Origin of the sequence: Pseudomonas reinekei, from assembly GCF_001945365.1 — a bacterium.
Taxonomy (GTDB): Bacteria; Pseudomonadota; Gammaproteobacteria; order Pseudomonadales; family Pseudomonadaceae; genus Aquipseudomonas; species Aquipseudomonas reinekei.
The window spans coordinates 360,809-374,112 of record NZ_MSTQ01000003.1 but is presented as its reverse complement, the minus strand read 5'-3'; the positions used below and the strand labels follow the sequence as shown (position 1 = coordinate 374,112).

13 protein-coding genes and 1 other RNA gene are annotated in these 13,304 nt (G+C 59.9%); 10 read left to right on the top strand and 4 right to left on the bottom strand.

Features of this window, described 5'->3' with window-relative positions; translation table 11 throughout:
* The first annotated feature begins 12 nt into the window (after positions 1-12).
* On the top strand, positions 13-426 hold the full coding sequence (locus BVK86_RS06420; protein WP_075945628.1) for a ClpXP protease specificity-enhancing factor: 414 nt from the start codon (positions 13-15) through the stop codon (positions 424-426).
* 51 nt (positions 427-477) lie between these two features.
* On the opposite strand, the gene BVK86_RS06415 is transcribed toward BVK86_RS06420, so the two are convergent.
* The 4 genes from BVK86_RS06415 to BVK86_RS06400 all read right to left on the bottom strand — a co-directional run bounded on the left by BVK86_RS06415 (position 478) and on the right by BVK86_RS06400 (position 3,921).
* Positions 478-1,056 (bottom strand): BON domain-containing protein, encoded by a 579-nt coding sequence (locus BVK86_RS06415; RefSeq protein WP_056853208.1) that lies wholly within the window; start codon positions 1,054-1,056, stop codon positions 478-480.
* Positions 1,053-1,646: a phosphoheptose isomerase gene (locus tag BVK86_RS06410; protein ID WP_075945627.1), complete on the bottom strand. Its 594-nt coding sequence runs from the start codon at positions 1,644-1,646 to the stop codon at positions 1,053-1,055. Before BVK86_RS06410 ends, BVK86_RS06415 begins: the two co-directional genes overlap by 4 nt.
* A gap of 101 nt (positions 1,647-1,747) precedes the next feature.
* Positions 1,748-2,110 carry a YraN family protein gene (locus BVK86_RS06405; RefSeq protein ID WP_075945626.1) on the bottom strand — a complete coding sequence of 121 codons (363 nt, stop codon included), beginning with the start codon at positions 2,108-2,110 and terminating at the stop codon, positions 1,748-1,750.
* On the bottom strand, positions 2,110-3,921 hold the full coding sequence (locus BVK86_RS06400) for a penicillin-binding protein activator (RefSeq protein ID WP_075945625.1): 1,812 nt from the start codon (positions 3,919-3,921) through the stop codon (positions 2,110-2,112). The genes BVK86_RS06405 and BVK86_RS06400 overlap by 1 nt, the downstream gene beginning before the upstream one ends.
* A gap of 209 nt (positions 3,922-4,130) precedes the next feature.
* Between BVK86_RS06400 and rsmI the strand changes: the two genes are divergently transcribed.
* The 9 genes from rsmI to mraY all read left to right on the top strand — a co-directional run bounded on the left by rsmI (position 4,131) and on the right by mraY (position 13,304).
* Positions 4,131-5,003 carry a 16S rRNA (cytidine(1402)-2'-O)-methyltransferase gene (gene rsmI / locus BVK86_RS06395; protein WP_075945624.1) on the top strand — a complete coding sequence of 291 codons (873 nt, stop codon included), beginning with the start codon at positions 4,131-4,133 and terminating at the stop codon, positions 5,001-5,003.
* A 75-nt stretch (positions 5,004-5,078) separates the two neighbouring features.
* Positions 5,079-5,432, top strand: an RNA gene (gene rnpB / locus BVK86_RS06390) — RNase P RNA component class A.
* A 538-nt stretch (positions 5,433-5,970) separates the two neighbouring features.
* On the top strand, positions 5,971-6,426 hold the full coding sequence (gene mraZ / locus BVK86_RS06385; protein WP_007917012.1) for a division/cell wall cluster transcriptional repressor MraZ: 456 nt from the start codon (positions 5,971-5,973) through the stop codon (positions 6,424-6,426).
* Positions 6,423-7,370, top strand: coding sequence for a 16S rRNA (cytosine(1402)-N(4))-methyltransferase RsmH (gene rsmH / locus BVK86_RS06380; RefSeq protein WP_075945623.1), 948 nt, complete (start codon positions 6,423-6,425; stop codon positions 7,368-7,370). The genes mraZ and rsmH overlap by 4 nt, the downstream gene beginning before the upstream one ends.
* Entirely contained in the window at positions 7,367-7,660 is a 294-nt protein-coding gene (gene ftsL, locus BVK86_RS06375; RefSeq protein ID WP_075945622.1) for a cell division protein FtsL, read from the top strand. The genes rsmH and ftsL overlap by 4 nt, the downstream gene beginning before the upstream one ends.
* Positions 7,660-9,399 carry a peptidoglycan D,D-transpeptidase FtsI family protein gene (locus BVK86_RS06370; RefSeq protein WP_173668876.1) on the top strand — a complete coding sequence of 580 codons (1,740 nt, stop codon included), beginning with the start codon at positions 7,660-7,662 and terminating at the stop codon, positions 9,397-9,399. The genes ftsL and BVK86_RS06370 overlap by 1 nt, the downstream gene beginning before the upstream one ends.
* Positions 9,399-10,862, top strand: coding sequence for a UDP-N-acetylmuramoyl-L-alanyl-D-glutamate--2,6-diaminopimelate ligase (locus BVK86_RS06365; RefSeq protein WP_075945620.1), 1,464 nt, complete (start codon positions 9,399-9,401; stop codon positions 10,860-10,862). The genes BVK86_RS06370 and BVK86_RS06365 overlap by 1 nt, the downstream gene beginning before the upstream one ends.
* Complete coding sequence (locus tag BVK86_RS06360; RefSeq protein ID WP_075945619.1) at positions 10,855-12,222, top strand: UDP-N-acetylmuramoyl-tripeptide--D-alanyl-D-alanine ligase; 1,368 nt, start codon at positions 10,855-10,857, stop codon at positions 12,220-12,222. Before BVK86_RS06365 ends, BVK86_RS06360 begins: the two co-directional genes overlap by 8 nt.
* On the top strand, positions 12,222-13,304 hold the full coding sequence (mraY, locus tag BVK86_RS06355) for a phospho-N-acetylmuramoyl-pentapeptide-transferase (RefSeq protein ID WP_008005012.1): 1,083 nt from the start codon (positions 12,222-12,224) through the stop codon (positions 13,302-13,304). Before BVK86_RS06360 ends, mraY begins: the two co-directional genes overlap by 1 nt.

Here is a 13,304-nt window from a genome sequence, read left to right as displayed (position 1 = left end):
TAAGGAGCCGCTATGAACTCCAGTCGACCTTATCTGGTCCGCGCGCTCTACGAGTGGATTGTTGATAACGATTGCACCCCGCACATGCTGGTGAACTCCGAGTATCCCTCGGTGCAGGTACCGCAGGGTTTTGCCAGCGACGGGCAGATTGTACTGAATGTATCGCCACAAGCGGTGCGTCATCTGCACATGGACAACGAGGCGGTAAGTTTCGAAGGCCGCTTTGGTGGTGTGCCGCATACGCTGTACGTGCCTATCGCATCGATCCTGGGTATCTATGCCCGGGAGAACGGTCAGGGCATGGTGTTTGATCTGGAATCGCCTATGGACGACGAGGAAGAGATCGAGCCGGATGATGATATTCCGCCGCCCGGCAGCGAGCCGCCGCGTCCCAGCGGTCGACCCAGTTTGAAGGTGGTGAAGTAATAAAAAAGGCGATCCCGATGGATCGCCTTTTTTATGTCTGACGGTTATGGGTCAGTCGATGTACTCAAACAGTTTCACAATCTTCTGCACGCCAGAGACGCCCTGCACGAGGTTGGTCGCCTGGGCGGCTTCCTGTTTGGTCAGCAGGCCCAGCAAGTAAACGATGCCGTTTTCGGTGACAACCTTGATGCGCGAGCCCGGGATATTCGGATCGGTGAGCATCTGTGTCTTGATCTTGGAGGTCAGCCAGGTGTCGTTCTGGCGAGCCAGGAAGCCGGAGGGTGGGAGAATCTGCAGTTCGTTGTGCACCGTCTTCACGCGCTGAACAGCCGCGGCGGCCTGTTCAGCCTTGGCCTTGAGGTCGGCTCGCGGGGTTTGGCCGGCAAGCAGCACCACGCCGTTGAAGCTGGTCACGACGATATGCGAGTCGTTGTCCAGGGCCGGGTCGGCCTTGGCGATGTTCACGCCGACCTTGGTGTCGATCAGCGAGTCATCGATCTTGCTGCCGAAAGTGCGGGTACCGCGGTCGTCTTCAATGGGGGCTTCACGGCTGGCATTAACCACCGAGGTGCAGCCGCTGATGCCGAGGCACAGAGTCAGGGCCAGTAGGCCGAGGCGATTAGGGGTCATTCTTCACTCCCGAACAGTTGGCTGTCGATCAAGTCGCAAAGGCAGTGGATCGCCAGCAGGTGGACTTCTTGAATGCGTGCGGTGACGTTGGCGGGTACGCGAATCTCCACGTCCTCGGGCAACAGCAGTGAAGCCATGCCGCCGCCATCGCGACCGGTCAATGCTACGACAATCATTTCGCGATCATGTGCGGCCTGGATCGCCTGAATTATGTTTGCCGAGTTGCCGCTGGTGGAAATCGCCAGCAATACGTCGCCCGGTTGGCCCAGGGCGCGGATCTGCTTGGAGAAGATTTCGTTGTAGCTGTAATCGTTGGCGATCGAGGTGATCGTCGAGCTGTCGGTGGTCAGTGCAATGGCTGGCAGGCTTGGTCGCTCGCGCTCGAAGCGGTTCAACAGTTCGGACGAGAAATGCTGGGCGTCGCCAGCAGAGCCGCCATTACCGCAGGAGAGCATTTTGCCGTCGCTGAGCAAGGCGTTGACCATCACCTGGCTGGCTTGCTCGATGTGCGGTGCAAGTACGTCCATCGCCTGTTGCTTGGTGTCGATGCTGGCCTGAAAAAGCTGGCGAATTCGGGATTGCATGTCCATCTGTGTGACCTTAATGAGCGCGGCTGTCCGGCACGTGAATGTGCAGCCCGCAAAGCAAAGAGCAAAAGTGTTGTCGGGTGTCCGGTTCGGAGCTTGAGCGATCAGCTGTCGAAGGCATTCTGCAACCAGTTCAACTGATCGAGGTTGCTGTCGATGGCAACCACGTCGAAACGGCAAGGGGAGTTGGCCCAGCGCGACTCGCACTGAAGAAAATACTGTGCGGCAAAAATCAGTTTCTGCCGTTTGCGCTCATCAATACTATCGAGCGCGCCACCCCATTGAGTGTTTTTTCTGTAGCGAACTTCAACGAATACTACTGTATCGCCATCAAGCATGACCAGATCAAGCTCGCCGCGTTTACACAACCAGTTCTGCGCCAGCAGGCGCAGACCTTGTTGTTGAAGATGCTCGAGTGCATGGCGCTCGGCATCTTTGCCGCTTTGCTGGCGTGATCTGTCAGGCATTAGCGTGGCGTGTTCGGCAGGCGCTGAACCTGGCCGTTGACGAACTCGGCCCACGGCAACTGCCGCACGACACGCTGGTTCTGGGTCATGCTCAGGCTGCCCGACTGGCCTTCGATGCGGCTGTCCGGCAGGGCCTTGAGTTGCCCCAGACGTGGCGCCAGGCGATAGGCGTCGACACCCATTGCATACAGGCGACCCAGGCTGCCGGCCGCTTGTGGCCATTGTGCCGTGACTTGTTGGCGTAGCGGATCATTCGCGTCCAGCAGCCATGGGGTTTCGCAGAAGCGAATGCCGTTCATGTCGTTGTACTGGTTTACATCACCGCTGGCGCTGAACACATGGGAAGTGGCGTAGACCGGAACGTCACCGGCGTACTGGAAGTTCAGGGTTGGTTTGATCTGTTGCGCTTGCTGCGGCGTGGCGGCGAGGAAGATGAACTCGATGTCCTGACGGCGCGAAGGCTGGGCGGCGACCGTAGAGCCTACGGTGCTTTGCAGGCTCTTGGCGCGACCTTCGCTCTGGCGCAGCTGGAACATGTCGGCAATCTGTTGCGCCAGTTGAACCGGCTGGTCAACGCGCTCGGTGGCAACGATGCTGCCGCCATTGGCTTGCCAGTCCTGGCTGAACGCCCGGAGTACGCGGTCGCCCCATTCGCCTTTCGGCACCATGATGGCGGCACGATGCAGGCCGTCGGCGCGAGCGCGGCGGGACACTTCGCGGGCTTCGTCTTCAGCGGCAAGGCCGAACTGGAACAACTGCGCCGGACCTTGTTCGCCTTCGCTGTAGTTCAGCGCCAGGGTAGGGAGCGGCAGTTGCGGGCGAGTGCTCAGTTGCTTGACCAGCGGCTTCTCCAGCGGGCCGACGACCAGTTGCACGCCGTCTGCCTGGGCCTTGCGGTAGAACTCGTCGAGGGAGGTCATGCGCGAGCTGTCATAGAACTCAATGGCTGGCGGCTTCTGCCCGGCTTGTTGCGCCTGATAGTGAGCGGCCATGAAGCCTTCGCGCAGTGCTTTGCCCACGGAGGCCAGCGGGCCGTCTTGCGGCAGCAACAAGGCGATTTTGCCCAGTGGCTGACTGGCCAGCTCTTTGAGCTTGGTCAATTGCAGCGGTAATTGAACGGCGGCCGGATGTTTCGGATTCTGCTCGCGCCAGGTGTCGATGGCGGCCTGTTGCTGTTCCAGGGTGCCGGCAGTCTTCACGGCCAGCGCCAGGCCCATCCAGCCGCCGAGGTCGTCGGTGGTATTGGGCTGCAGTTGATCGGTCGGCAGCGAGGCGATCAGTGTCCAGATCGCCTCGTGGTTTTTGCTGGCGGCCTCACCTTTGAGCATCGGCGCGATGAAGATCCGCTCCCGTGCGGCGGCCAGGGTCTGGCCGTCGGCTTCAAGAGCGCGGGCGCGGACGGTGCCGGTGCGGACCTGTTGCTCTTCCGGCAGTTCGCCCAGGCGTTGCAGGCTTGGATGGCTCAAGGCTGTCAGCGCAGCTTTCGGCTGGTTGCGGGTCATCGCCAGTTCGGCGGCCAGTGTGCTGGCGAACACCTGCTGGCCGGGCTTGAGTTGCTCCACGGGTACTTGCTGCAGGATTTGCGCGGACTGGGCGGCATTGCCCTGTCGGTAGGCCAGGTCAGCGGCGCTCAGGCGCAACAGCGCCGCGTCTTCCGGTGATTTGCTTTGGGCGGCCTTCTCGAGCAGTTGCTCGATGCTGGCATCCGGGGTCCGTGGAAGTTCGCCAAGGCTGGAGGAGGGCGAGCTGGCGCAAGCCGCCAACAAGGCAGCGAGGCAGAGGGCAGTAAACAGCCGCAGGCAAGCGATCATGTAAGTGTTCCCGATACTCGATCAAATTAGCGTGGAATTGTACCCAAGCACTGGCCGGGGCGCGATGTTAGTGGCGTGAATCGATCAATTTAGCTTGCGCAAATGTTGCTGCACGGCACAAAAGTTGGCAAAAGCGAGCGTTGCTCGCGCGTATCGCAACTGTCGCTACGGGTTACAATGGCCGCTTTATCGATCATGAGGTGTGCGCTTTGACTGCTCCAGGTGCTTTGAATTCCGCTGCCGGCTCGCTTTATGTGGTGGCGACGCCCATCGGCAACCTGGACGACATCAGTGCGCGCGCGCTGAAGATCCTGCGCGAGGTTGCCTTGATCGCCGCCGAGGACACTCGCCATTCACAGCGTTTGATGCAGCACTTCGGTATTCCAACGCCGCTGGCGGCGTGCCATGAACACAACGAGCGCGATGGAGGTAGTCGCTTTATTACCCGTCTGCTAGCGGGTGACAATGTGGCGCTGATCTCCGATGCCGGTACGCCGCTGATTTCCGACCCTGGTTATCATCTGGTGCGCCAGGCCCGCGCTGCCGGGATCAACGTGGTGCCAGTGCCGGGCGCCTGCGCACTGGTTGCCGCGCTGTCGGCAGCCGGATTGCCGTCGGACCGTTTCATCTTTGAAGGTTTTCTGCCGGCCAAGGCTGTGGGGCGGCGTGCGCGTCTTGAGTTGGTAAAGGAAGAGCCGCGCACATTGATTTTCTACGAAGCCCCACACCGCATCCTGGAATGTTTGCAGGACATGGAGCTGGTGTTTGGGCCTGAGCGTCCGGCACTGCTGGCTCGCGAACTGACTAAAACCTTTGAAACGCTCAAAGGGTTGCCGCTTGCCGAATTGCGCGAATTCGTCGAGTCGGACAGCAATCAGCAGCGCGGCGAATGCGTGGTGTTGGTCGCTGGCTGGACGGCGCCTGAGTCTGAAGAAGCGGTCAGCAGCGAGGCCATGCGCGTTCTCAACCTGTTGCTCGAAGAAATGCCGCTCAAGCGGGCGGCCGCATTGGCGGCGCAAATTACCGGCGAGCGTAAGAATGTTCTTTATCAGGTCGCGCTGGATAAACAGAAAAGCGAGTGAAACCCGACGTGCAGGCGTCCTCGAAGGCTTTTAGCGCTTGTTCTTCGGGCGCTCTGCCGTTAACCTGCGCGGCGGAGAGTCGATTGGACAGTCGCTGCCCTCTATGAAAATTAGGGGGGGGAGGAAAGTCCGGGCTCCATAGGGCGAAGTGCCAGGTAATGCCTGGGAGGCGTGAGCCTACGGAAAGTGCCACAGAAAATAACCGCCTAAGCGCTTCGGCGCCGGTAAGGGTGAAAAGGTGCGGTAAGAGCGCACCGCACGTCTGGCAACAGTTCGTGGCTAGGTAAACCCCACTTGGAGCAAGACCAAATAGGGTCCCAAGGCGTGGCCCGCGCTGGGACCGGGTAGGTTGCTAAAGATGTCCAGTGATGGCCATCGTAGACGAATGACTGTTCAAGACAGAACCCGGCTTACAGATCGACTCTCCACCTTTTTCTTCCCTCAGCTTGGATCATTGAGCAGGGGCCTGGTGATAGCAATATCCCTCCTCTGGGAGTCGCCAGGAGAAGCGCTCTTGTGATATCGATTAGCCCACGCTTTTAGCGATCGCAATAGCTCCACGCAGTATTGGTTCCCTCCTCTCGGAGTCGCCAGGAGAAGCGCTTTTGTGATATCGATTAGCCTGCGTTTTTAATGATCGCAATCACTCCACGCAGCACGGGTTTCCCTCCTTTCAGAATCGTCGGCAGAAGCACTTTCGTAATACCAAAAAAATCTTACTCTTAATAAATTACTTTAACTTTCGAACGCAGCCTTCCGAGCTGATTCAAGTTATTGGACGGTTTCATCCGCCAGATTCTCGTTACCCCTCCTTTTATGCTCCTAAATCTCAGTTCTGTAAGGGTTTTCCTTTACTGCGCGCCTTGACGGTGTGGTGGGCGCATTCCTATAGTGTGCGCAAGTGGCGGAAAGTGGCATGAAGTGGGTTTTTTGAACGCAAAACGCTAATATTTGGAGAAACGCTGACGTGTTTCGCGGAGCCAACGCAATCAGTCTCGATGCAAAGGGCCGTCTCGCTATGCCGAGCCGGTACCGTGACGAGCTCGATTCGCGTAGTTCCGGCCAGTTGATCGTCACTATTGATGCCGTTGATCCGTGTTTGTGTGTTTACCCTCTCGATGAGTGGGAAATTATTGAAACCAAACTGCGCGCACTGCCTTCGCTTCGCGAAGAGAACCGCCGCCTGCAACGTTTACTGATTGGTAATGCCGTCGACCTCGAGCTCGATGGCAGTGGTCGTTTTCTGGTTCCGCCGCGTCTTCGTGAATATGCCAAGTTGGATAAGCGCGCGATGTTGGTAGGCCAGCTGAACAAGTTCCAATTGTGGGACGAGGATGCCTGGAATGCGGTTTCTGCCGCTGACCTGGCTGCTATTCAACAACCGGGCGCGATGCCTGATGAACTGCGTGATTTGATCCTGTGACTATTGATAGCGGCTTTAACCACATCACCGTACTGCTTGACGAAGCCGTCGAGGCTCTCGCCGTACGTCCTGATGGCTGCTATCTGGATGGCACGTTCGGGCGCGGCGGGCACAGTCGATTGATCCTCAGCCAGCTTGGTCCCGATGGACGGTTGCTCGGATTTGACAAAGATCCTCAAGCGATTGCCACCGGGCAAACGCTAGCGGCCGAAGACGGCCGCTTTGTCGTTGTGCAGCGCAGCTTTGCCGAGCTCGGTTCCGAAGTGGCCGAGCGCGGCATGACCGGCAAGGTCAGCGGTATCCTGCTCGACCTCGGCGTCTCTTCGCCGCAGCTCGACGACCCGGAGCGCGGTTTCAGTTTCCTCAACGATGGTCCTTTGGACATGCGCATGGACCCGTCCCGCGGGATCAGCGCTGCCGAGTTCGTCAACACCGCGCCGGTGGAAGAAATTGCCCGTGTGTTCAAGGAATACGGCGAAGAGCGTTTCTCGGGGCGCATGGCCCGTGCCGTGGCCGAGCGTCGTGATATCAAGCCGTTCGAACGCACCGCCGATCTGGCCGAAGTATTGAAAGTTGCCAACCCTGCCTGGGAAAAAGGTAAAAACCCTGCAACCCGTGCGTTCCAGGGCCTGCGTATTCACGTCAACAACGAACTGGGTGATCTGGAAGCCGGCCTCGAAGCTGCTCTGGAATGCCTGGAAGTCGGTGGTCGTTTGGTGGTCATCAGCTTCCACTCGCTGGAAGACCGCATCGTCAAGTTGTTCATGCGCAAACTGGTGAAAGGCGAAGCCGACAACCTGCCGCGCAACCTGCCGGTTCGGCACGTCGCCTTCGAACCGAAAATCAAAGTCCATGGCAAAGCGCAGACGGCCTCCGACGCCGAACTCAAAGCCAACCCACGTTCCCGTAGCGCTGTCATGCGCGTGGCGGAGAAGCTGCGGTGAGCAAGCTTTTCGCCAAGCCACTTCCCGGCGGAAGCTTTTTCATGCTGCTGTTGTTTGTCGGCGTGCTCGTGTCGGCCATCGGCGTGTCCTACAGCGCGCACTGGAATCGCCAGTTGTTGAACTCGCTGTACAACGAGTTGAGCGTGCGCGACAAGGCTCAGGCTGAATGGGGACGCCTGATTCTGGAACAGAGCACCTGGACCGCCCATAGCCGTATCGAAGTGCTGGCCACCGAACAACTGAAAATGCGCATTCCTGGCGCCGCCGACGTACAGATGGTGGCGCCATGATGAAACTCGAAGGCGCGCTCTTTCCGTGGCGTTTCCGTCTGGTGCTGGGTTTGCTCGGCGTCATGGTGGCTGCGATTTGCTGGCGCATCATCGACTTGCAAGTGGTCGACCGTGACTTCCTTAAAGGTCAGGGCGACGCGCGCAGCGTGCGACATATTCCTATTCCGGCTCACCGTGGTCTGATCACCGACCGTAACGGCGAGCCGCTGGCCGTCAGTACACCGGTGACCACCCTGTGGGCCAACGCCAAGGAAATGCAGCTGGCCAAAGAGAAGTGGCCGGCACTCGCCGCCGCGCTCGGGCAAGACCCGAAAGCCCTGGCCGAGCGACTTGAAGCCCAAGCCAATAAAGAATTTATTTACCTGGTGCGCGGGTTGACGCCTGAGCAGGGTCAGTCTGTGCTCGATCTGAAAGTGCCGGGCGTCTATGGCATCGAAGAATTCCGCCGTTTTTATCCGGCCGGTGAAGTCACCGCGCATATGGTCGGCTTTACCGACATCGACGATCACGGTCGAGAAGGTGTTGAACTGGCTTATGACGAATGGCTGGCCGGGGTGCCGGGCAAGCGTCAGGTGATCAAGGACCGGCGCGGCCGGTTGATCAAGGATGTCCAGGTTACTAAAAACGCCAAGGCCGGAAAGCCCTTGGCGTTGTCCATTGACCTGCGCCTGCAATACCTGGCCAACCGCGAGTTGCGCAACGCGATCATCGAGAACGGCGCCAAGGCCGGCAGCCTGGTGATCATGGACGTGAAGACCGGCGAGATTCTCGCCATGGTCAACCAGCCGACCTACAACCCGAACAACCGTCGCAACCTGCAGCCGGCGATGATGCGTAACCGCGCGATGATCGACGTGTTCGAACCGGGTTCGACCATGAAGGCGATTTCCATGAGCGCCGCGATCGAAACCGGCCGCTGGAAACCCACCGACACTGTCGAGGTGTACCCAGGCTCCTTGCAGATCGGCAAGTACACCATCAAGGACGTGTCCAAGACCGAAGGTCCGGTACTCGACCTGACCGGTATTCTGATCAATTCCAGTAACGTCGGCATGAGCAAGATTGCCTTCGATATCGGTGGCGAGACGATTTTCCGTCTGGCACAGAAAGTCGGCCTCGGCCAGGACACCGGCCTCGGTTTCCCCGGCGAGCGCGTTGGCAACCTGCCGAACTACCGCGAATGGCGCAAGGCTGAGACCGCTACGCTGTCCTACGGCTACGGCGTTTCCGTGACCGCGATCCAGTTGGTTCACGCCTTCTCGGCCCTGGCCAACAACGGTCGCCTCGCGCCGCTGACGTTGATCAAAACCGACAAAGCGCCGCAAACGACGCAAGTGCTGCCCGAAGCGGTCGCGAAAACCATGCAAACCATGTTGCAACAAGTGATCGAGGCGCCGCGCGGCGTGTTCCGTGCGCAGGTGCCGGCATATCACGTGGGCGGCAAGTCGGGTACTGCGCGCAAAACCTCGGTGGGTACCAAGGGCTACGCCGAAAACTCCTACCGCTCGCTGTTCGCCGGTTTCGGCCCGATGAGCGATCCACGTTACGCCATAGTGGTCGTCATCGACGAACCGACCAAGGCCGGATACTTCGGTGGCCTGGTATCGGCGCCGGTGTTCAGCCGCGTGATGTCCGGCACCCTGCGCTTGATGAACGTCACCCCGGACAACCTGCCACCTACTCAACAAGCGAACGCAACGCCGGTCGTTCCACTGAAAGCCAATGGAGGGCGCGGCTGATGTCTCTAAGTTTGAACAAGATTTTTCCCCACGCCGGACACGATCTGTTGATCCGTGAATTGGCGCTCGACAGCCGCAAGGTGCGCGCGGGTGATTTGTTCCTCGCTGTGCCAGGCGGCAAATTCGACGGTCGTGCACATATTGATGATGCGTTGCAGCGCGGTGCCGCCGCCGTGGCGTATGAAGTGGAAGGCGCCACCGTGCTGCCGATCACTGAAGTGCCATTGATTCCGGTCAAAGGCCTGGCTGCGCAGCTGTCAGACATCGCCGGTCGCTTTTATGGCGAGCCGAGTCATCATCTGAACCTGGTCGGCGTGACCGGCACCAACGGCAAGACCAGCGTGACCCAGCTGGTTGCCCAGGCGCTGGATCTGCTTGGTCAGCACTGCGGCATCGTCGGCACGCTGGGTTCCGGTTTCTACGGCGCGCTGGAAAGCGGCCTGCACACCACGCCGAATCCGATTGCCGTGCAAGCGACCCTGGGCGACCTGAAAAAGGCCGGTGCCAAAGCTGTCGCCATGGAAGTGTCGTCCCATGGCCTGGATCAGGGGCGTGTCACTGCCCTGGCATTTGATGTGGCGGTGATGACCAACCTGTCCCGCGATCATCTGGATTACCACGGCACCATGCAGGCCTACGGCGAAGCCAAGGCCAAGTTGTTCGCCTGGAACGATTTGAAGTGCCGGGTGGTTAACCTCGACGACGATTTCGGCCGGCAACTGGCGGCTGAAAAACGCGAATCGCGGTTGATCACCTACAGCCTGCTCGACAGCAGCGCCTACCTGTATTGCCGTGAAGCGCAGTTCGACGACGAAGGCGTACGCGCCACGCTGGTCACGCCTCAGGGCGAGCACCATCTGCGCAGCGCCTTGCTCGGTCGCTTCAATCTGAGCAACGTCCTGGCGGCGGTCGGTGCCTTGCTCGGCCTCGATTACGCACTGGACGAAATTCTCAAGGTGTTGCCGAAACTCGAAGGCCCCGCCGGACGCATGCAGCGTCTCGGTGGCGGTACTCAGCCGTTGGTGGTGGTCGATTACGCTCACACCCCGGATGCCCTGGAAAAAGTCCTGACCGCACTGCGTCCGCACGTCAAAGGTCGGCTGTTGTGCCTGTTCGGCTGTGGCGGCGACCGTGATCGCGGCAAGCGTCCGCTGATGGCCGAAGTGGTCGAGCGCCTGGCCGATGGCGTGCTGGTGACTGACGACAACCCGCGCACCGAAGACCCGGCGATTATTTTCGATGACATTCGTGCCGGTTTCACGGCGGTAGATAAAGTTACCTTCGTGGCTGGTCGTGGCCAGGCGATTGCCCAATTGATCGCCGCCGCGTCTGCGGACGACGTGATCGTGCTGGCGGGTAAAGGTCACGAGGACTATCAGGAAATCAACGGCGAACGCCATGCCTTCTCCGACCTGGTCGAAGCCGATCATGCCTTGACCGCGTGGGAGGTGGCCCATGCTTGAAGCCTTGAAACTGAGCGAACTGACCGGCGCGCTGAATGCGCGTCTGATTGGCGCCGATGCCAGCTTCGACGGTGTCAGCATCGACAGCCGTGCGATCAAGCCGGGCCAACTGTTCATAGCCCTGACCGGTCCGCGTTTCGATGGTCACGATTATCTGAATGACGTGGCAGCGAAAGGCGCTGTGGCGGCATTGGTCGAGCGTGAAGTCGCCGATAGCACGCTGCCGCAATTGCTGGTCAGCGATACCCGCAAGGCCCTCGGCCAGTTGGGTGCCCTGAACCGCCAGGCTTTCACGCAGCCGGTCGCCGCCATTACCGGTTCCAGCGGCAAGACCACGGTCAAGGAAATGCTCGCGAGCATCCTGCGCACCCGTGGTCCGGTGCTGGCGACCCGTGGCAACCTGAACAATGACCTCGGCGCGCCGCTGACCCTGCTCGAACTGGCGCCGGAACACACCGCTGCGGTGATTGAGCTCGGTGCCTCGCGTCTGGGTGAAATTGCCTACACCGTCGGCATGACCAAGCCCCACGTGGCCATTCTCAATAACGCCGGAACCGCCCACGTTGGCGAATTCGGCGGGCCGGAAAAAATCGTCGAAGCCAAGGGCGAGATTATCGAAGGGCTGGATGCCGATGGCGTCGCCGTTCTCAATCTTGACGACAAGGCATTCGCTATCTGGAAAGCGCGTGCCGGCGAACGCAAAGTGCTGACGTTTGCCTTGAGCAACAGCGGCGCCGACTTTTATGCCAGTGACCTGACCACCGATGCCCGGGGTTGCCCGGCGTTCAATCTGCACACGCCTGAAGGTGTGGAGCGTGTGCAATTGAACCTGCTCGGCACCCATAACGTTGCCAACGCGATGGCTGCTGCCGCTGCTGCCCATGCCCTGGGTGTGTCGCTGTTCGGTATCGCCACCGGTCTTGGCGCCGTGCAGCCGGTCAAGGGCCGTACCGTCGCGCAACTGGCCGCTAATGGCATGCGCGTCATTGACGACACTTACAACGCGAACCCCACCTCGATGTGTGCCGCCGTTGATATACTCGCCGGCTTTTCCGGTCGCACCGTTCTGGTGCTCGGGGATATCGGCGAGTTGGGCGATTGGGCGGAGCAGGGGCACCGCGACGTGGGCGAGTATGCCCGTGGCAAGGTTTCTGCGCTGTACGCCGTCGGCCCCATGATGGTTCACGCCGTCAACGCTTTCGGTCCACAGGCCTTTCACTTCAGCACGCAGGCTGAACTGATCAGCGCCCTGGGCGCCGAGCAAGATACAAACACCACCATTTTGATCAAGGGCTCGCGCAGCGCCGCGATGGAAAACATCGTCGCCGCTTTGTGCGGGACCAGTCTGGAGAAACATTAATGCTGCTGCTGCTAGCGGAGTATCTGCAACAGTTCTACAAAGGCTTCGCGGTCTTCCAGTACCTGACCCTGCGCGGGATTCTCGGTGTACTGACCGCGCTGGTTTTGTCGCTGTGCTATGGCCCGTGGATGATCCGCACTCTGCAGAACCGTCAGATCGGCCAGTCCGTTCGTAACGATGGTCCGCAATCGCACCTGTCCAAGTCGGGTACCCCGACCATGGGCGGCGCGTTGATTCTGTCGTCGATCGGCGTCAGCACCCTGCTGTGGGCCGACCTGACCAACCGCTACGTCTGGGTAGTGCTGCTGGTGACCTTGCTGTTCGGCGCCATCGGCTGGGTCGATGACTACCGTAAAGTGATCGAGAAGAACTCCCGTGGCTTGCCGAGCCGCTGGAAGTATTTCTGGCAGTCGGTGTTCGGCCTGGGCGCGGCGATCTTCCTTTATATGACCGCTGCCACGCCGGTGGAAACCACGCTGATCCTGCCGATGCTCAAGGACTACAGCATTCCGCTGGGCGCCGGTTTCATTGTCCTGACCTATTTCGTGATCGTCGGTTCGAGCAACGCCGTCAACCTGACTGATGGCCTCGACGGCCTGGCGATCATGCCGACCGTGATGGTCGGCGGTGGCCTGGGCATTTTCTGCTACCTGTCGGGTAACGTGAAGTTCGCCGAATACCTGCTGATTCCTTATGTACCCGGCGCGGGCGAGCTGATCGTGTTCTGCGGCGCACTGATCGGTGCGGGCCTGGGTTTCCTGTGGTTCAACACCTACCCGGCGCAAGTCTTCATGGGTGACGTCGGCGCGCTGGCGCTGGGCGCAGCCCTGGGCACCATTGCAGTGATCGTCCGTCAGGAAATCGTCCTGTTCATCATGGGCGGCGTGTTCGTGATGGAAACCCTGTCAGTCGTCATTCAGGTTGCCTCCTTTAAGCTGACCGGTCGCCGTGTGTTCCGCATGGCACCGATTCACCACCACTTTGAACTCAAGGGCTGGCCCGAGCCGCGCGTGATCGTCCGTTTCTGGATCATCACCGTGATTCTCGTGTTGGTCGGCCTTGCCACCCTGAAGCTGAGGTAG